The following is a 20,639-nucleotide window of genomic DNA, read 5'->3' as shown; positions in this document are numbered from 1 at the left end:
TGAGATGCATTGGAATTGTTATAGGTGCCGTCGTGCTGGTCGAACTAATCGGCCTGAATGCGTGTGGGCACCTCCAGCGGGAAAAAGATGCAGGTCCGTCTTTGCAAATAGGTCCGGCGGAAGTCGTGCTCACAGCTGAGAAGCGTCCATATTCCTGGCCGGACGGAACCATGGGTATAGTCAAAGATGGCGCAAAGTATAAGTTCTACGCAGCTTCGGCCGGATATCCTGTTTCGGCCATAGGAACGTTGGATAATCCAATATCCGATGGAGTGCGGAAATTAGAGATTCAAGAATTAAAAAAACCTTATGACTATGTGGCCGGCGGGCCGATCTATCGTGACGAGAAGACAGGCTGTCTTCTCATGTTTTATCACGCTGAATTCTACATCGTTCCCCCCAACTATCTTCCCTTTTACAGCGAAATAGGAATCGCCCGCTCATTGGACGAGGGGCAGACTTGGATTGATCTGGGAGCGATTGTCACTCCTCATCTGCCACGAACCGCCCATTTTTATCAAATTCGGCGGTCCAGTTGGGACATCGGTTGGGGCGCGTATGCTGTCGTCGGAGAATACTTTTATCTCTACTTTGCGGATTTGCTTGATGAATCGGGAGTAAACAGGCCTGTCAATCACGGGGTCGCCAGAGCTCGGATTGTCGATGTCTTGCAGGCGGCCACCGAACATCGCACAGTTTCCGATTGGAAGAAGTACTTTGAAGGCCACTGGTCGGAACCGGGCATCGGCGGGAAGTCGAGCACATTGATCGAACAGCGGGGAGAATCCTTCCTGCTCGGCGACATCTCCTACAATGAATATATCCGAAAATATATAGCGGTGTTCATCGGGGAACCCTGGCCGAACTCCGACCTGTATTGGGCAGAATCAGAAGACGCGCTGCAGTGGACACACTTTCATAAAATCGTGGACGATCCCGGACATGAAATGTATGTCACGCTTGCCGGGACGGAAAACCAACCGCGCCGCAGCGGGCGAGAAGTGTATCTATACTATGTGCATTCAAATGAGTTCGGGAAAACCGGTGATCGGAACCGGGACGGTAGAGTGATCCGCCGGCGACTGACGTTCCAGTGAATTGGCAGATAACACGATGAACATTTTGATCGTCACACCTTTCTTTACTCCTCAAACGGGAGGTGTCGCTACCTACATCGAGGATCTGAGACGGTTCCTCGGGCGACGGGGACACCATGTGATTGTTCTGCGCGCCGGCGAATCGGATTCCATTGTAAATTGTCATCAAGTTCATGATGAACATGTCTTCGAGCTGTATATGAGAGGCATCTGGATCCCCGAAGCCCCGCTCAAGGGATTGCTGGCGAGCATGCTCTATTTTATCCCGACAATGTTTCGTCTTGCTCGTTTTCTGCAGAAACAGAAGATACAGTTGGTCTGTTTGGAATACCCACTGCCGTTCATGTGGTATTTCAGTATCTTGAAAAGGGTTATGAATCTGAAGCTACTTGTCGGACTTCATGGAGATGACGTGCTGTCATTGCATGTCTTGTCCGGTCTGGATCAGAAAATCGTACGGCAAGTGATCAGAGACGGGGATCAGGTTCTGGCGCACTCGTCGAGTTTACTGAGGCAGGCGGAACAGATACTCGGAGAGCTGCCGCCCAATAGGGGTTACTTGCCATATGGAGTGGAATGCGAGCGCATCCGGACTCAAGCCTCGAAGGCTCCAACGGCGGATGTTACAAGTTTGCGGCCGTATGTGCTGACAGTTGCCAAGCTTTATGATCGGAAAGGAATTGATGTGCTCCTGGAAGCGGTGCGTATTCTAAGGGAAGAACTGCAAGGCCATCGGTTTGTCATCGCAGGCGACGGGCCCGAAGAGACTAAATTGAAGAGCATGTCGCGACATCTGGGGGTTGATGATCACGTGGTATTTCTTGGTGATGTGTCCAGCAAAGATATTCCCGCCCTGTTTCGTCATTGTGAGTTGTTTGTGCTTCCTTCCCGGTCCGAACCGTTCGGCATCGTGTTACTCGAAGCCATGACCTTTGAAAAGGCCATTGTGGCGACGCGGGTCGGAGGGATCCCGGAATTTGTCACGGACGGCCAGACGGGCGTCTTGGTAGAGCCGTGCAACAGCGTGGCGTTGGCTGATACCATCCGCCGTGTGCTTCGTGATCCGGAGCTGCAGTCTCGACTTGCAAAGAATGGGTTGAGCACCGTGGAGACCGAGTACGATTACAATAGACTCGTGCTTCGATACGAAGGAGTGTTTAAAGACCTGCTTGAAGCAGCATGAGGGCGGCCGCCGCGGAAAGTCTTCTGAGAAGGAGAAAGGTGACCATGAATATCATCGGGATCTCTGCCTATTACCATGATAGTGCCGCCTGCCTGGTTCGTGATGGTGAGATCATCGCGGCAGCGCAGGAGGAGCGCTTCACCCGGAAGAAGCACGACCCCGGGTTCCCGCACCGGGCCGTCGAATATTGTCTCCAGGCAGGAGGAATTCGGCTGCGAGACGTCGACCATCTCGTCTTCTACGATAAGCCGCTGATCAAATTCGAACGTCTCTTGGAAACATATTTGGGCTTTGCCCCTAAGGGGATCCAGTCGTTCTTAGCGGCCATGCCCGTCTGGATGAAAGAAAAGTTGCTACTGAAGAGTCTCCTCGTGAAGGAGTTTCTCGTTCACGGAGACGGAATGAAAAAAACCGAATTGCCCCCGCTCCTATTTTCGGAACATCATGAGTCTCATGCCGCTTCGGCCTTCTTTGCTTCGCCGTATGAATCCGCAGTCGTGTTGTGCATGGATGGAGTCGGCGAATGGGCCACGACGTCGGCATGGCGGGGAGACGGGAACCGCCTCGTCCCGCTGTGGGACATTCCATTCCCTCACTCCCTGGGATTGCTGTATTCGGCGTTTACCTATTACACGGGCTTCAAGGTCAATTCGGGCGAATATAAAGTGATGGGCCTCGCGCCCTATGGCGAACCGAAATACGTGAAAGCGATTTACGAGCATCTGATCGACGTGAAACCAGACGGCACGTTTCGGCTCAACATGGAATATTTCAACTATTGCACCGGCCTTACCATGACCGGCAGAAAGTTCGACGACGTGTTTGGTGGGCCTCCCCGAAAGGCCGAGTCCAAGCTCACTCAACGCGAGATGGATCTCGCCAGGTCGGTTCAGGAAGTGACGGAGGAGGTGATGCTGCGTTTGGCACGCACCCTTCACCGGGAAACGGGAGTGGAGAATCTGTGTTTAGCAGGCGGAGTCGCACTCAATTGTGTCGGCAACGGACGGGTACTCCGCGAGGGACCTTTTAAGGGGTTATGGATTCAACCGGCGGCGGGAGATGCAGGCGGAGCACTGGGAGCTGCACTGACCGTATGGCATCAGCTTGAAGGAAAACCCAGGGTTTCGGACGGCCGGCATGACAGGATGAGGGGATCATACCTCGGACCTTCCTTCACGAACGATGAAATAGAACAATACTTAAAGGGCCAAGACATTCCATACATTCGCCTGGACGACCAAGGGCTCGCCACGAAGGTCGCGCAGGACCTCGCCGAAGAAAAAGTCGTCGGTTGGTTGCAGGGACGGATGGAGTTCGGTCCTCGGGCTCTTGGCGGACGAAGCATTCTCGGTGACGCCCGAAGTGCAAAGATGCAGTCGATCATGAATCTGAAGATCAAGTACCGAGAATCATTCAGGCCCTTTGCGCCGTCAGTGCTGCGTGAAAAGGTATCGGACTATTTCGACCTCCATTCAGACAGCCCCTACATGCTGATCGTCGCGCCGGTGCAGGAAAAGCGTCGCCGCCCAATGTCGGCGGCCCAAAAGGGGTTGTGGGGCATTGAACTCCTCAACGTGCCGCGATCGGATATTCCTGCCGTCACACACTTGGACTACTCTGCACGTGTTCAGACCATACATCAGGAAACGAACCCACGCTACTATGAACTGCTGAAAGCATTCGAAGCCAAAACCGGGTATGCCGTTTTGGTGAACACATCATTCAATGTGCGCGGAGAACCGATTGTCTGTACCCCGGAAGATGCGTTCCGATGTTTCATGCGGACCGAAATGGACGTTCTCGTGCTCGAGAATTGTGTGCTGTATAAGAAGGATCAGAAACCATTGGAAGGAGATACGGATTGGAAGAAAGAGTTTGAGCTCGATTAGCAGACTCGCCATAAATTCGAACGAGATGGTCGGCCCACTTTGAATAAGCGCATGAATGATTCAAGACGGTTATTCTAGATGCGGCACGTTCCGGTTCGCAGGTTTGCAGCCACTCTTGCTATCGTTCTGTTAGCCGCGCTCTCTATTGGAACTATTGAACTCGCACTCCATCTTGCAGGATTTCCGAGCCCTGCCGTTTCAGGTTGGCGATCCACTCTCAAGCCTCTGGAAGGAAATCAACTGGGATTCCGCGGACGTCCAATCAAGTACGAGAGTGACGATACCGTCATTCTTTTAGTCGGTGATTCTCAGGTTGAAGCGTCTGCCTGCTGCGCGTTCGGATGGATGCCGGAACGAAGGCTCGAGCACTATCTCGCGACTAAGTATGGCAAGAAAGTCAAAGTCTTTACGCTCGGCGCTTCGGGGTACGGGAATGATCAAGAATTGTTGGCTATTCGAGAGTACTTTCAAAAGTTCAGAGCGGATATGCTCATTCTTTGGCAAACTCCGAGCAATGATATCTGGAACAATATTTTCCCCACCCACATGCCTGCAAACGGAACGAGAAAACCTACGTTCATTCTGTCCGACGGCACTCTGCAATGGCCCGATGAACGTATCGGAGGACAATTGCCCATTCCGTCTTTCCGATTAGGCGCTCTTGCAAGAGCGAGGATGGCACCTGCCGAGCCCGATTCTGATTGGGAAGATTGGTTGCCGGCTTCGTATCAACCGCTAAACGTATCAGGCGGTCAAGCCAATCAAAAGTGGGAAAACTTGCGGAAGCAGGGCTTGCTGAAGGATGAAAATCTCCTGAGCGAAAAAAGCCATCTGGCAATTTACTTTTCTCCACGAAGTCAGCGAATGCAATACGGCTTGGATTTGACGCGTAGCTTATTGCGGTTGATGTCGGAGGAAGCATCCGCACATCATGCAGTATTCGCATTGTTCAGGCCTATGTATGATGATGCCGCACTGGTGAGTCAAGAGGATGATATTTACGAGTTTTCGGGCCGCTACTATCGCGCCTCTCGAAGGCAGCGGGAGGAGAATATGGAGTATGTCAACGCTGGTTTCCGCCAATTTGCTGTTCCTATCTATTTGGAGGACCAGCGGGTAGGTCCTTGGGATGCTCACCTGAATGAACATGCGACAGACCAAGCCATGGAAGGGTTGGCCGCACAGGTGGCTCCCTTGATTGCTGACAAGAAGACCTCACCGCAACTATTACAGTAAAGATCGTGAGCTAAGAAGAAGATGTACTGATGGCAAAAGAATATTGCGAATTGGGGATCGATCTGCAAAGAGTCATACATGCTGATTGTAGTCCTGGGTTTTGAGGATTATACTGCACGATGATCCCCTGGCAGGCTGTTGAAAAACTGTTTGGAGATGCTCCACTGATTTCAGATTGAAAAAATGAATTGGGCATGCTCACTTCATAAGGTGGTGATGGGCTTAAAGGTATTTCTGGATTTTTCCTAATAGCCTCGTGCAACCTGCACAGTATCGCCTGCACCGGCAAGTACTTCCATTTCAATAATCCTCCTGCATACATAACGTAAAGGTCATCACGAAATCATGCTGAGTTCCAGTGGTCAAAGTGCCTCTCGAATCCTCATAGAAAAAACCATCTTGCAAGCGGCCGATTCCATTTTGAAAACCGGAGGGATCGGCGGGATAATGTTATTCACCTGCTTGTCTCTGACTTATGGGTGGAGTAATCACTACAATTTTTTCCTCATCGTACCGCTTGTGTGCGGCGGAATACTCTTGGCTGCCCCGGAACATCGTGTCAATGCCGCATTGGCCGGTGCATGTATATTTGTCATACTATATGGCACAAATCTCATCCTTGTCGTCAACTCGAGTGTCAATGAAACCTACCCATTGAGTCACTGGCAGGAGATGCGGCGAGGTCCTCGCCACATTCAAGCTCTGAGTGATGCGGCCCGAAGTCGTGGTCAGGAGTTCGATGTCAGGTCAAGACTCAATGTGATGCTTGATCTCCGACGGACGGGAGTGGATGCATGGCCCTCCATTTCATCCTCACATCTTTTCAAAGATTGGCCGCGAGGACGAAAAACTCCTATTGTCGAACTGAACGGTAAACCGATAGTGCCGTTGGGTGGGATTTCGAACAGGACGGCCGTCTACTGCAATGAACAGGGCAAATATATTCTGTTACAGAACGACGAACATGGGTTTGCCAATCCTGGAGGGTCATGGAAAAACCAGAATCCTGATCTGGCCGTCGTTGGCGACTCATTTGCCCATGGGGCGTGCGTGCCGAGCGAGCAAAGTGTTTCAGCTCTACTAAGAGAAACTTATCCGACAACCCTCAACCTTGGTAATGATGGTAACGGTCCATTGGCAGAATTAGCGACGTTGAAAGAGTATCTCTCCGTTCTCAAACCGAAGGTCCTCCTTTGGGTGTATTGCGAGACCAATGATCTGACTGATTTGATCCAGGAGCGCCGATCGCTGCTCATTAATTACCTCGACCCACTCTATACTCAAGGCCTTGTTCTTAAACAGCGCGAAATTGACGATGCCCTCATGTCATACACTGAGCTCATGGCCTTCGGTGGAACCGCAACCATTCGCTTGGCGGGTCTCCTGAGAGGCTTGTTCCAAGTAGACAATTACAATGGCAGGGTTGAGGAGCTTATCAAGCTTTCCTATGTCTGGAAGCTGCTCGCCGGAATATTCAAGCCGACACCGGAAAGTTCAGTTGAGCAAGTGACTCCCAGCGTCAGTCCGCAGGACCTTGATCTATTTAAACAGATCGTGAAGTCGGCAAAAGATACGGTCTATGACTGGGGTGGAAAAATGATATTCGTTTATCTCCCCCAGTTTGAGCGGTACGCGGAGACGGGGCAGGCAAACCCTCATTACCAAACCGTCTTATCCATTGTCTCCGAGCTCAAGATTCCGATCGTGGATATTGTCCCGGTATTCTGGCGGCAACCAGACCCCTTGGATCTTTTCCCCTTTCGGCAGCCGGCACACTATACCCCTGAAGGGTATGACATTGTTGCACAAGAAATTCGTCGTTTCCTCCAGATGGAAATGCCGCTGCAATCCTCTCCGCCTCTTTAAGTAGTGAATCTTTACCGCCGGCGAATAGCAAGCGGAAATCGGATCAGTACATAAGGAGACTACTTTTCAGCGAGGTGTAGTGAAGAACTCCCACAAAAGTAATGTTTTCATTATGTATGATGCGAAGTTCTGCTAGGATATCGAGCACGGCTTTCTCCGACAATTGAGCGGGACGGTGTCACATCAATCGGGAACGGACAATTGCTTCTGTTGCCCGGTGCTCGTCCGGCGACATATGGACAGAATGGGGTTCAATGATCAGAGGAGGTAAACGGCGATGCGTATCCTAATTACCGGCGGCGCAGGGTTTCTAGGCAGCCATTTGAGCGATTTGTTGATCGGCAAAGGACATGAAGTCGTGGCCATGGACAATTTAATTACCGGGCGAACCGAGAATATCGCCCATCTCATGGGCCACCCACGCTTCAGTTTCATCAAATACAATGTATGTGATTATGTGCACATCGACGGGACACTGGATGCGATCCTGCATTTCGCCTCACCGGCCAGCCCTCAGGACTATCTGGAAATGCCCATTGCCACCCTCAAAGTCGGAGCATTAGGAACTCACAAGGTGCTCGGGTTGGCCAAAGCCAAAGGAGCCCGTCTGCTATTGGCCAGTACATCCGAAGTCTATGGTGATCCGCTTGTCAATCCTCAGCCCGAATCTTATTGGGGCAACGTCAATCCCATCAGCCCTCGGGGAGTCTACGATGAAGCCAAGCGGTTCGCCGAGGCGATTACCATGGCGTATCACCGCTATCACGGGCTGGATACGAGAATCGTGCGAATTTTCAATACATACGGTCCGCGGATGCGGCCGAACGACGGCCGAGTAGTTTCAAATTTCGTCGTTCAAGCGTTGCAGGGCAAACCGCTTACCGTATTCGGTGACGGAGCGCAAACAAGAAGCTTTTGTTTCGCCGACGATTTGGTTCGAGGCATCACCGCTCTGCTCCTGGCGGATTCCGACAAAACGATCGATCAGCGTACCGACCGGTCGACGTTTCTTACAAAATCTGCGCAGCCGCTTCCCGAAACGATTCATGATCCGGTCAATATCGGCAATCCCCGTGAACTGACAGTGAAGGAAATTGCCGATCTCGTCTTGAAGCTGACTGGTTCGAAGAGCAAGATTGAACACAGGCCATTGCCCGCAGACGACCCCAAAGTCAGAAGACCAGATATCAGACGAGCAAAATTGCTTCTGGGATGGGAGCCGGAGGTCGAACTGGAAGACGGGTTGAGAAAAACGATCGATTACTTTCGGCAGGTCGTCTAACGCGTGGTAGCCGTGGTTCTTCGAAATTGAAGAGAGCGAACGATGTGCGGTATTGCAGTCATCTGTAACTTGTCCGGGCAACCTGCCGAGCGGTCGGCACTGGAACGCATGACGCGGTCGATCATGCACCGAGGTCCCGACGATGCGGGTCATTATCTGAGTGGGCCGGTGGGGTTAGGCTTCCGCCGGCTGGCCATTCTGGATCTCTCTGCGACCGGACATCAGCCGATGGTAAGTAGTGATGGGCGATACGTATTGGTGTTCAACGGGGAAATTTACAATTTCATTGAATTGAGAAGTCAGCTCACGAGCTTAGGGTACGAGTTCCGTTCAACCGGCGACAGCGAGGTGCTGCTGAATGCCTATCGGCAATGGGGGGCCGAGTGCCTGTCAAAGTTTAATGGGATGTGGGCATTTGTGATCTATGACCGTGTCGATCGTTTACTATTTGGATCTCGGGACCGGTTCGGTGTCAAGCCGCTGTTCGTATATCGGCAACAGGGGCATGTTCTCTTTGCGTCCGAAATCAAAGCGATTCGTGCTTCCGGCCTATATCGAGGCGGGATCAACTGGAAGGTGGCCTCACGTTTCCTGCTCGAGGGCCATCTGGATGACACGCGCGAAAGTTTTTATGAAGGAATTGAATCGATCGATCCAGGATCCGCTTTCGAACAGCGATTGGACGGCTCGCGGAAAGTCTGGAAATACTGGGATCCGGACAACACCTCTGAGACGAAGGTGGAAGCTCCGGTCCGACAGTTCGCAGATCTGTTTGAAGATGCCGTTCGTCTCCGGCTGCGCAGCGATGTTCCCGTGGGAGTCTGTCTCTCGGGAGGCTTGGATTCGACTTCGATCGTGTGTGCAGCCGCGAGAGAGCGTAAAGAAATCCAGCAATCCGACGCCGGTCCGCTTCGAGCATTTTGTTACATGGCCAAGGAGTTCGACGAGTCTCGTTACATCGCCGATACATTGAAGCTGTCCGGCGCCCAACTGTATGAACTGCAAACTACTCCGATGGAACTGTGGGGAAGCCTTAAACGCATGCTCTGGTACCACGACGAGCCGGTCCACACCATGACAGCCGCGGTCGGATTTCACCTCATGAATCTCGTGGCGTCGAACGGCATACGAGTGGTCTTGAACGGTCAGGGCGCGGACGAAACGATCGGGGGATATTTCAGCTACTTTTTTGATTACTGGCGTGAACTGATAAACCGGAGTTCAATACGCGGTGCTGTATCCGAGATCAATGAGTATACAGCCGTTCATGGTGGAAGGCCATTTCAGCTATTCAAGAAGTCATTGACCGATCTCATAGTGTCAAAGCTTCAGCGTTACGGCAGCTATCGGATGATCTCAGACAATCGACACGCTCGGAAAATCCAACAACACCCTTGGTTCTCGCGAGAGCTTACGTCGGCTTTCCCGAGTGAGGAGCGTCTGAGAGGTGGGGATACCTTGAATGAAGTTCTCAGGCAATCCGTTCTATATTCTCCTCTGCCTCTGTACTTGCGAATCGAAGACCGAAACTCCATGGCTCATTCCATTGAAGCGCGCCTGCCGTTTTTAGACTATCGTCTGGTTTTATTAGTATCGGCTCTTGGCAGTGACTGGAAGATAAGAGGCCCTTGGAACAAGCATATTCTGCGCGAGGCTATGAGAGACCGGATTCCTGAGTCCGTGCGCTCGCGACCCGATAAGATGGGGTTCCCAACCGCCGGGCGGCAATGGTTTGCCCAGTCTCTGTATGAACCCATGGCGGATGTTCTTGGCAGCCGTGAGGTACGCGAGAGAGGGATCTATAACACAAAGACTATTGTGAACGATTTGGAGCGTCACAGGCGGGGCGAGGTCGATGTACACCATGATTTGTTTCACCTCGCTGAGTTTGAAATGATTGCAGAACTTCTCCAAGGCAATGCCGCGACGGATCGACCGGTTCCTGGAGAAACCGTTAGGGGAACCGAGCAGACAGACCAGTTGGTCTAGCTAGCCCTGGATATGGATATGTCAGTCTCCCTCGAGGTTCGGATATGAAAATTGTAAATATTGTAGGCGCCAGACCGAACTTTATGAAGATTGCTCCTATCATCAAAGCCATGCGGAAACGGCCTCAGATCTGTCCACTGCTGGTTCATACCGGACAGCATTATGATGCCAGCATGGCGGGAAGATTTTTCGAGGAACTGGATATCCCCAGGCCCGATGTCTCTTTGGATGTTGGGTCAGGTTCACACGCATTCCAAACCGCAGAAGTCATGAAACGACTGGAACCGGTCTTGGAGCGAGAAAAGCCCGATCTAGTCCTCGTCGTCGGTGATGTCAACTCCACGATGGCGGCGGCCGTCACGGCCGCCAAATTAAAGATTAAGGTGGCTCATGTGGAGGCAGGGCTCAGAAGTTTTGACAGAGACATGCCGGAAGAAATCAATCGCATCGTGACCGATGCCGTATGCGATTTTCTGTTCGTGACAGAGGAGAGCGGGCAAACGAATCTGTTGCATGAAGGAGTGTGCAAAGACAAGATCTTCTTCGTGGGTAACGTGATGATCGACTCTTTGGAAGCGTCGAGAAAGCTATGGGCGCAATCAAGAATTCTCGACACGCTCAATCTGCGTAAGTCCGACTATGGAGTGGTCACTCTTCACCGCCCGTCGAATGTAGACGATATGAGAACACTTGAGGGATTGATGAGCGCCTTGTGCACGATCTCCGAGCGGTGTCCGTTGGTGTTTCCCGTACACCCGCGCACGATCGGCGCTCTCAAATCGCTGTCACGGGTTTCGGATCATGTGCATTTCGGAAAGGATACCCTTGTGAACAAGGGTATCCGCTGCATCGATCCGGTAGGCTATCTTGACTTCATGGCCCTGGTGGCAAGCTCGAGAATCGTGCTGACGGATTCGGGTGGCCTGCAGGAAGAAACCACAGTATTAGGAATCCCATGCTTGACGCTGAGGGAAAACACCGAGCGACCTGTGACCGTCACGCATGGGACCAACCGGGTCATTGGTTCGACACCATCCAGAATCGAAAAAGAGGCCGCCGCGCTTCTTGATATCCCCCTTAGGCCTTCTATTCCTCCTCCTTTGTGGGATGGTCAGGCGGCTGAACGTGTGGTTAATATTCTCGTCGAGCAATTGTAGGTAGAGGGCAACGGTCGGACGTATTTGGCAATCACCACAAACAGGAGTCATCCTTTGAACAAGAACGACTTTTACCAAATGCTCTGCTGCCCCAAGTGCAAGGGTGAACTTGCACTCCGGCATGATGAAACGGCGTTGTCCTGCGCAAAGTGCCTGTTTGTATTTCCGATCGTAGAAGGCATTCCCGTGTTGCTGCCATGTAATGTCGAAACGGAGATGAAGCATTTATTCACACGCTATTGGGACTCCGAGGACAAGGCCCAATTATACGATGCCAACGTGGAAGGCGCTGACACTATCTTCGGCGTCTATAATCATGAATCGGAGATTTACGGCCTGACGTACTATTTCGATAAAGATAAATTGGATCTTCTATTGGATGCCGGGTGCGGCAATGGACGGTTTCTTGAAACGCTGCCGGCAGATACTGTCTCAGTTGGAATAGACGCGTCGTTGAATCTTCTCAAGGCGGCTCGACGCAGAAAACGTGGTCATTTCCACGTCTGTTGTGAATTAGAACATCTTCCATTTAAAGACAATCTGTTCGGGACCGTCATCAGTTGCAGGGTTATTCAACATTTGAAGAAACAGGAGCAGGCCATTAGCGAGTTGTGCCGGATCACCCGAGACCATGGCGACCTCATTTTGGAGCTGTACAATACTTGGAACCTTAAGACCATCTGGAAAGAAATCCGGATGTCGAAGATTCGATCCGTCTTCAATGCGCCATTCAAATTATTTTTTCGGTCGTTGTCGCCCTTTTCGGAATGGGGCATCGACTACGATAATTACAATCACTGGTTTGAGGTCAAACCCTGGTTGAAGAATGGACAAATGCACGGTCTTCGAGGGAGGGGAGTCGGCTTCGGATTTCATAAGTATCTGTTAGACGCGTTCTTCATCAACGGCATTGGAGGGCGACGCGCTCCAGGTTTGCTTCGAGGCTATTACTCAGCGGCGTTCTCGTTTGAGAAACTCTTCGGAGCGACCATCCCCTTGCGGTACATCATGGAAAAGGTCGTAATGAAGGCGACAAAGAACGCTCCGGAGCAGGACCGTGGCGTCATCCAAAAGATTAGCGATCGCCTGACGGAGACGGTACGAACTTCTTCGCTTGCGAACCGTGAGGCATTCGAGGAACTGGCACGCGAGGAGGCCAAGAGAGACCTGCTCGTACGGGACAACATCTTTCACTTAAAAGAAGCCGTGGAATGGCTCAAGCGTGCTCAGGATGCGACCCCGGACAAAGGGGTTTCCAGAGGATATAGCGTGGCCTGGAACAATTATCTGGGGAACAAAGGATGGCAGGCATCTTATCCTGAGACAACCGGATACATCATTCCGACCATGTTCGATTGTTCCGCTTTTCTTAAAGATAATGATCTGCGACGCCGAGCCATCGAAATGGCGGATTGGGAAATCTCCGTTCAGATGGGCAATGGGGCGGTAATGGGAGGGATCGTAAATCCCAACCCGTCGCCGGCTGTGTTCAATACCGGTCAAGTCATTCTGGGTTGGCTGCGGACGTATGATGAAACAAAGCAGGTAAAATACCTTGAGGCATGTGAACGGGCCGCCAATTATCTCATAGGCGTCCAGGACGAAGATGGAGGTTGGCGCAAGGGAAACTCACGATTCGCAAACTCCAGCACGACTACATACAACGCGAGAGTTGGCTGGGCGCTCATCCTCGCCGGTCAGCGATTAGGCAATCAACAGTTCGTGAAAGCCGGAGACAGAAACATACGATTTTCAATCGAGAAACAGGAGCCGAATGGATGGTTCAGGGAGAATTGTCTCACCAATCCTCAGACTCCACTCCTTCATACCATCTGCTACGTTGTCGAAGGCATCCTGGGGGCAGCCGAAGCCTTGAAGAAGGATGAGTATTTTGCCAAGGCTAAATTGACGGCTGACGCGCTGGCAAGTCGAATCCGCCCTAACGGCAGTTTTCCCGGTCGGTTTGATGAGGCCTGGAATGGAACAGTCGAATGGAGCTGCCTGACTGGTAACGCACAACTTGCAGGGATACTACTGAAAATCTTCTCGGTGACCGGTAATCCCTTTTATCAAACGTCTGCACAGCGTATTCTTTCCTTTTTGAAGACGACGCAACACTGCTCCAGCGCTAATCCGGGACTGAGAGGCGGGATCAAGGGCGCGTATCCATTTGATGGCGAATACGGAAAATTCGAAGTATTGAACTGGGCCACAAAGTTCTATGTGGATGCGTTGCTCCTTGACGACAAATTGGCGAAACGGTCCAATGCCTCCGGCGTCAAAGAGCTCAAGGCTGCGATAGGTTAGAAATAGATCGTCCGCTTCTGCTGCGAACCCACTCAAGCCACGGCACGGCGTGTTCTGCATCGTATGAAACGAATCCTGATCGTCGCGTATTATTTTCCTCCCGTTGCAGCCAGCGGGGCGATGCGTCCACTCGCATTTTCACGATTTCTAGATTCATACGGATGGAGTCCGCGCGTGCTGGCCGCACACCGTGACTCTGTATATCCGGTGCATCCCGTGGATTCACAGCTCCTCGACAAATTGCCCGATGGCGTGAAGGTTGATGCTGTTCGTCATGGAAATCCTATTCAGACGATAATTGCCTTACGCGACAAGCTTCTCGGGGCCGCTAACAAGAGTATGAATAGGAGCGTCTCTCATACGGTTGCTCCAACAGGTGCAGAACTTTCACAGCCTGGGACCGGACAATTGGCTGGATTTAAAGAGTATTTGCTCGATCGAATGTTCGCATTTCCCGATCCTCAGTGTGCCTGGCTGAACCCTGCGTTGACCTTTGCCACGAAGATGCCCGGTACCGAAACGCCGCATGTCGTCTTTGCGACCGGGGGGCCATGGACCAGTTTTCTCGTCGGTAGGCGACTCGCGGAATTCTGGAGGGTGCCCTTTATTGCAGATTATCGTGATCCGTGGACCGGCAATCCGTATGTTTCTTTCGGATCGAAGAGTCTCAACGAGCGAGCGCGACAATTGGAGAGAGGAATTTGCGAAGCTGCCGCTCGTGTTATTACCAACACACATGAACTACGAGAACGGCTTGTTAAAGACTATCCGAACATCGAGAAAAAGTCTCTGACCATAACGAATGGATTCGACCCTGATTCATTCGCGGTTGCTCTAGAGGGATCTGGCAAGCCAAATACGGTGAAGAATAGATTGGAACTATGCCATTTCGGCACGGTCTACGGGAAGCGCACCCCGGAGGTGCTCTTGAAGGTCGTCGTTGATCTCCACAAAATGGGTAAAGTCGATAGCACGAAACTCTGTTTGAAATTCGTGGGGGCATGGGAAGTGGCCGGGAGGGATTGCGAAGATCTTGCGCAGTCGCTCGAGAAAGTCGGCATGCTCGAACGCCATCCGCCGGTCCCTTACCAGGCATGCTTACAGCAGATGTCAAAGGCTGATGCGCTACTCGTCATTCAACCCGACTCTCCCATGCAGATTCCCGGTAAGATTTACGAATATATCGCCACCGGGCGTCCTCTATTGCTGGTGGGAGGGGAAGGTGCCACGGCCAATCTTGTTCAGCGGCATCGCCTGGGACTGGCCTGTGCGAATAACGCTGAGAAGATTCGACACACATTGCTACATGCGATCGAACATCCAGAGGCGCTTGCAGTTCCTGATCGGGAGGAGGTCAATCGCTTCAACTATCGAAGCTTGACCGCAAGCCTGGCCAAAACGTTGGACGAATTGGATCCTGCATGGCAGCGCCGACGTGGAGCGTGACTTGTGAATTGGCGGGTCGAAGAACTCGAGTGCGATCAAAGAGCCAATGCATTATGGGATCAATATGTCACGGCGTCGCCCACCGTCACAGGCTATCACCTTACAGCCTGGCGGAAGGTCATTGAAGAGGTTTTCGGACATCAAACGCTTTATCTTGCTGCCAAGGATGACGGTGGGAATATCCGGGGGATATTGCCCTCGGTCCTATCGACCAGCCGCATGTTTGGAAAGTTTCTGACGTCCATGCCGTTCCTGAACTATGGCGGCATCGATGTAACCGATGGTGAAGCGATCCTGCCGCTGGCAGACGCTCTTTCCCGCGCGGCGGACCGGTTGAATGTCAGGCATGCAGAGTTACGCCAGTCGTCCGCCCTGCCGGTCGCCTGGCCGTGTAAAAAGCATAAGGTCTCGATGCGCCTTTCGCTTCCCGAAAGTCCTGATGCCTTGATGTCGGGGTTTCCATCCAAGCTCCGGAGTCAGATTCGTCGCCCCTCAAAGGAGGGAATGGTAGCTCAAGTCGGGGGAATCGAATTCCTCGACGACTTTTACGGCGTATTTTCCAGAAATATGCGAGACTTGGGAACACCGGTGTACGGAAAGGCGTTCTTTAGGAAGATCCTTGAAACATTTCCAAAAGAAGCAGCCGTTGCCACAGTTACGTTGAAAGGCACGACAACCGCGGCAGGCTTCGTATATAGATTCCGTAACATGATGGAAATTCCTTGGGCGTCCTCCGACCAACGGTACGATCGGTTGTCCCCGAATATGTTGCTCTATAGCACGGTTCTCGAATATGCATGCCGACAGGGGTGTAGGGTGTTTGATTTCGGGCGGTCGACAGTAGATAGCGGGACGTATCGTTTCAAGCAGCAGTGGGGCGCTAAGCCGACTCCGTTATATTGGTACTATTGGCTGAACGGTTGCCATGAAATGCCGGAGTTGAATCCGGACAATCCGCGCTATCGGATGGCGATATCGTTGTGGCGCCGACTGCCTCTCCCTGTCGCCAATGTTATTGGCCCGCGTATTGTGAAATACCTGCCATGAAGATGCAACGTATGCTTCCGCCGACCGCGGCTCAAGTGCCGCCAATAGCGTTATGGCAAGGCATTTGCCGGCTGTTTGATGGAAAGCATGTTGTAGAACGGTTTCAGTCCGAGATCGTGTCAGAGTTCGGAGCTCGCCGGTCCTATTTGCTGTCCTCGGGCAAGGCTGCGCTGACAGTTATTCTGTCCGCCCTTGCAAGAACTTCAACAAGACGAAAAGTCGTCATTCCTGCATATACATGCTTTTCCGTGCCCTCCGCCATCGTCAAGGCGGGTCTCGAAGTTTCTCTTTGTGATATCAATCCGGCGACTTTGGATTTTGATCATACTCTCCTTGAGCAAACCATCGATGATCAAACGCTCTGCGTGCTGCCAACTCATCTCTTCGGCATGCCCGCAGCTGTTGATACAGTTATGAGCATATGTAAACCCAGAGGAATTGCTGTCGTTGAAGATGCGGCTCAGTCCATGGGGGCGCGATCCAACGGAAAGTGGTCCGGTTCAGTCGGAGATGTGGGGTTTTTCAGCCTGGGACGGGGGAAAAACCTCTCGTGTGGACATGGAGCGGTTATTTTGGCGAACTCGCCGGATGCCGCAACGATCTTGGATGGGGAATATGGAAAATTGGCGGAAGAATCCTGGTTCGATGCCGCGCGCAGCATAATGGAACTTGCCGGCACCAATGTATTTATTCGGCCGCCATTATATTGGCTTCCGGCAGGATTGCCATTTCTAGGCCTGGGAGAGACGCGATTCTACACAGACTTTTCTGTTCGTCGAATGACGGATGTGCTTGCATCAACGCTTGTAGGATGGAGGCAACGTTTGGAGAGGCTGACTCAGGCGAGACGAGAGCAGGCTGTAGGATTGATCCGCCAAATCCGGGACACCGCACCGGAAGTGACGGTGCTTTCGGCTGAGGATGCTGCTTATCTCCGATTGCCCATCCTCGTTCGCGACCGAAGGGTCAAGGAACGTCTGATAGCTCAGTCGAGTGAGCGCGGACTCGGGATCAGTGGTTGCTATCCTGCGGCGATTCATCAAATTCCTCAACTCCAAGGGTTGATAGGAAATGGTCGGTATCCTGGGGCCGATGAGGTCGTGAACCGACTTGTCACACTTCCGACGCACGGATTCGTTCGTCCTGGCGATCAAATACGAATTTGCGAGCTTCTTCGCGGCCTCCATGCACATGAACCTATCGGGGTCGGGATGGAGATGTCATCACCGTCGCCGATTTATCAAACGAGCCGTGGGCCGCGTACCTGATAGCGCCCTGATCTTCCTGGTAAACTCGATGATGATCGAAATTGTATTCTGGATCTCCGTGGCATTCGTACTCTACGCCTATGCCGGGTACCCACTGGTACTGGCGTTGCTGGGCTTATTTCATCGGAAGGTCGTCAAGAAGGAGCCGATTCAGCCGTCGGTAGCATTTGTCATCACGGCGTTCAACGAGGAGAAGCGGATTCAGAGCAAGCTTTTAAATACTCTTGAGCAGGATTATCCCAAGGATCGGATGGATATTGTCGTGGCATCCGACTGCTCAGTCGACAAAACCGACGAGATCGTGCAGGCGTTCGCTTCATCGGGAGTGCGGCTGGTTAGACTTCCCCTGAAAGGAGGAAAGGAGGCCGCGCAAAAGTTCGCGGTAGAGTCGACCGAGAGCGAGGTACTTATTTTTTCAGACGTGGCGACCACCCTTCGTCCGAATGCTGTCGCCACGATCGTGACAAATTTCGCCGACCCCTCAGTGGGTTGTGTCAGCAGCGTCGACCGATTTGTGGACAAGGACGGTCGTGTCAGCGGAGAAGGAGCGTATGTCGCTTACGAGATGCTTTTGCGCCGGCTTGAATCGTCGGTCAATAGTCTCGTTGGCTTGAGCGGATCGTTTTTTGCCGCTCGAAGAGAGGTATGCCGGAATTGGGCTCCCGACCTGCAGAGTGACTTCAATACCCTACTGAACAGTGTGAGGGGAGGCTTAAGAGGGGTATCGGATTCGGAGAGCATCGGATACTATACGAATCTTGCCGATGAGCGAAAGGAGTATGAGCGGAAGGTACGGACGGTCGTAAGAGGGATTTCTGTTTTTATGCGAAGCCTGACGCTCTTAAACCCTTTGAAGTACAACGTATTTGCCTGGCAACTCTTGAGTCATAAACTCTGTCGATGGGTCGTTCCATTCGCATTAATCATTGCGTTCATCTGCAATGCCGTCTTAGCCGTGCATCACGGATTATACAGTTCGCTATTCGCTCTTCAACTGGCATTTTATGGAATAGCCATTCTATACATATGGTCTCAGAAGTTACCAAAAATTGCGATGTTCCGCCTGCCGTCGTTTTTCGTGATGGTCAATGTGTCTATTCTGGACGCCTGGGTGCGGTATCTTCGCGGCGACCGCATCCTATACTGGGATCCATCAAAACGCTGAAAATATCAAAGGGAGCTCTCCATGATTCAGCAACCTGAAACGAAACAGCTCAGAGATTTCGGCCTGATGGTCGGCGGAATTTTTCTCTTCATCGGGATCTGGCCGCTGATATGGCGCGGCGACGACGTTCGCCTGTGGGCGATCATCGTTGGAGGATCATTGGTTCCGCTTGGTCTCGTCATGCCTTCCCTCCTTGCTCCGGTATTTAAGGGTTGGATGGCTATAGGGCATGTGTTGGGTTGGATCAATACCCGTATCATTCTCGGAGTGCTGTATTACGGGATGGTTGTGCCGATGGGGTTGGTGATGAGCGCCATGGGGCGTGATCCGATGCGCAGATCGTGGGATTCGACGGTGCATACGTATCGCGTCATACGTGAGCCCCGGGCCCCGTCACATATGAAGAACATGTTTTGACAATGTAGGAGGAGGATGACATGGGTGATTTTTTAGTCGAGCTGTGGGCCTTTATGAAGGAACGGAAAAAATTCTGGCTATTACCGATCATCGTCGTGCTGGTGCTGCTTGGGAGCCTCATCGTATTGACCCAAGGCTCGGCAGTGGCGCCGTTTATTTACACCTTGTTCTAGTTGACACCGATACATGGATCTCAAGCATCAGATCCGCATGAATGCACATGAGCTTGACAGACCTCAAAAAGGTTGCATGGAAAGCAATGGCTGGGGGATACAAGCTCTCAGGTATGCCTCGGATACGGCACAGAGGCACCGTTGTCATTCTGACCTACCACAGAGTGTTGACCTCCCAAGAGTTGGCAGAACAGATCGTGCAGCCGGGGATGTACGTGCTGGACGATGTGTTCGAGATGCATGCCACCTACCTCAAGAAACATTTCCATGTGCTGGCGTTTGATGAATTGCTCGAACGATGGCAAAGAGGTAAATGGGATCACGCGCAAGCCTATTGCGTCATCACTTTTGATGATGGATGGCTCGACAACTACCGTAATGCCGCCCCCATTCTTAAACGAGCCGATCTGCCGGCCACTGTATTTCTGCCCACCGACTTTATCGGATCGAACCGGTGGTTTTGGCCTGAAAGACTGAGCTTTATTCTACGGCATGCCGACTCTGATGCGGTTTCGCCGGAGAGGCGAAACCGGCTCTATACCAAGATAGCCAAGACAACCGGTGACCCAATTCATCAGTGGGACGAACGGCAGAATAAGGCTGCAGGGAATGTGGTTGGTTATGACGACGTCATTGAGCGATTTAAGCAAATCGAATACGGCCTCCTTGAATCGATTCTTGCCGAGTTGACCGAGCTCATCGAGATTGCCGTTCCCGAGAACCGTGTCCTGATAAATTGGCAGGAAGTACGGGAGATGTCTGCTCAAAACATTTCATTCGGATCACACTCGCGTTCCCATAGGCTGCTGACGCTTCTTACCGAGAAGGACATAGCTAGGGAGGCGATCGGATCTTACGAACAACTGAAAGACAGCGGTGCGGCCGTCACTCCGGTATTCTGCTACCCGAATGGGAACTATGATGCGAAGGCAAAGCACGCTGTCATGAACGCCGGATATCGAGCAGCGGTATCATGCGATGCTGGCATGGAGACGGACATCCCATCTGATATATTTGCTCTCCGCCGGATTACAATGCATCAGGACATCTGCTCTACTCCGGCCCTCTTTTCTCTTGCGCTGTCAGGATTTCGTTAGCGAGGGCAAGACCCTCAAGG

General features: G+C 52.1%; 16 protein-coding genes. All 16 read left to right on the top strand.

The window, feature by feature from the left end:
* The first annotated feature begins 32 nt into the window (after positions 1-32).
* The 16 genes from W02_RS06095 to W02_RS06020 all read left to right on the top strand — a co-directional run bounded on the left by W02_RS06095 (position 33) and on the right by W02_RS06020 (position 20,619).
* On the top strand, positions 33-1,097 hold the full coding sequence (locus tag W02_RS06095) for a hypothetical protein (protein WP_173045775.1): 1,065 nt from the start codon (positions 33-35) through the stop codon (positions 1,095-1,097).
* Positions 1,098-1,113: 16 nt separating this feature from the next.
* A complete protein-coding gene (locus W02_RS06090) occupies positions 1,114-2,280 on the top strand; it encodes a glycosyltransferase family 4 protein (protein ID WP_173045773.1) in 1,167 nt (388 codons plus the stop codon).
* A gap of 44 nt (positions 2,281-2,324) precedes the next feature.
* A complete protein-coding gene (locus tag W02_RS06085; RefSeq protein WP_173045771.1) occupies positions 2,325-4,169 on the top strand; it encodes a carbamoyltransferase in 1,845 nt (614 codons plus the stop codon).
* Between the two features lie 78 nt (positions 4,170-4,247).
* The gene (locus W02_RS06080; protein ID WP_173045769.1) at positions 4,248-5,405 is read left to right on the top strand and encodes a hypothetical protein; all 1,158 of its coding nucleotides are present in this window, start codon (positions 4,248-4,250) and stop codon (positions 5,403-5,405) included.
* Positions 5,406-6,293: 888 nt separating this feature from the next.
* Positions 6,294-7,271 (top strand): hypothetical protein, encoded by a 978-nt coding sequence (locus tag W02_RS06075; RefSeq protein ID WP_173045767.1) that lies wholly within the window; start codon positions 6,294-6,296, stop codon positions 7,269-7,271.
* Between the two features lie 277 nt (positions 7,272-7,548).
* Complete coding sequence (locus W02_RS06070) at positions 7,549-8,553, top strand: UDP-glucuronic acid decarboxylase family protein (RefSeq protein WP_173045765.1); 1,005 nt, start codon at positions 7,549-7,551, stop codon at positions 8,551-8,553.
* 42 nt (positions 8,554-8,595) lie between these two features.
* The gene (asnB, locus tag W02_RS06065; RefSeq protein WP_173045763.1) at positions 8,596-10,542 is read left to right on the top strand and encodes an asparagine synthase (glutamine-hydrolyzing); all 1,947 of its coding nucleotides are present in this window, start codon (positions 8,596-8,598) and stop codon (positions 10,540-10,542) included.
* 44 nt (positions 10,543-10,586) lie between these two features.
* A complete protein-coding gene (gene wecB / locus W02_RS06060; RefSeq protein WP_173045761.1) occupies positions 10,587-11,699 on the top strand; it encodes a non-hydrolyzing UDP-N-acetylglucosamine 2-epimerase in 1,113 nt (370 codons plus the stop codon).
* A gap of 54 nt (positions 11,700-11,753) precedes the next feature.
* A complete protein-coding gene (locus W02_RS06055) occupies positions 11,754-14,006 on the top strand; it encodes a methyltransferase domain-containing protein (RefSeq protein WP_173045759.1) in 2,253 nt (750 codons plus the stop codon).
* 63 nt (positions 14,007-14,069) lie between these two features.
* Positions 14,070-15,452, top strand: coding sequence for a glycosyltransferase (locus W02_RS06050; RefSeq protein WP_173045757.1), 1,383 nt, complete (start codon positions 14,070-14,072; stop codon positions 15,450-15,452).
* 3 nt (positions 15,453-15,455) lie between these two features.
* Positions 15,456-16,499: a FemAB family XrtA/PEP-CTERM system-associated protein gene (locus tag W02_RS06045; RefSeq protein ID WP_173045755.1), complete on the top strand. Its 1,044-nt coding sequence runs from the start codon at positions 15,456-15,458 to the stop codon at positions 16,497-16,499.
* Positions 16,496-17,767: a DegT/DnrJ/EryC1/StrS family aminotransferase gene (locus tag W02_RS06040; protein WP_173045753.1), complete on the top strand. Its 1,272-nt coding sequence runs from the start codon at positions 16,496-16,498 to the stop codon at positions 17,765-17,767. Before W02_RS06045 ends, W02_RS06040 begins: the two co-directional genes overlap by 4 nt.
* 28 nt (positions 17,768-17,795) lie before the next feature.
* A complete protein-coding gene (locus W02_RS06035) occupies positions 17,796-18,932 on the top strand; it encodes a glycosyltransferase family 2 protein (protein WP_173045751.1) in 1,137 nt (378 codons plus the stop codon).
* Positions 18,933-18,953: 21 nt separating this feature from the next.
* A complete protein-coding gene (locus W02_RS06030) occupies positions 18,954-19,349 on the top strand; it encodes an SxtJ family membrane protein (protein ID WP_173045749.1) in 396 nt (131 codons plus the stop codon).
* Between the two features lie 20 nt (positions 19,350-19,369).
* Positions 19,370-19,522, top strand: a complete 153-nt coding sequence (locus W02_RS06025) for a DUF5989 family protein (RefSeq protein ID WP_173045747.1) — start codon at positions 19,370-19,372, stop codon at positions 19,520-19,522.
* Between the two features lie 47 nt (positions 19,523-19,569).
* Positions 19,570-20,619, top strand: a complete 1,050-nt coding sequence (locus W02_RS06020) for a polysaccharide deacetylase family protein (protein WP_173045745.1) — start codon at positions 19,570-19,572, stop codon at positions 20,617-20,619.
* The last annotated feature ends 20 nt before the right edge of the window (positions 20,620-20,639 follow it).

It is taken from the genome of Nitrospira sp. KM1, from assembly GCF_011405515.1.
Taxonomy (GTDB): Bacteria; Nitrospirota; Nitrospiria; order Nitrospirales; family Nitrospiraceae; genus Nitrospira_C.
The sequence above is the reverse complement of the archived record's forward strand: the minus strand, read 5'-3'. Positions and strand labels throughout refer to the sequence as shown.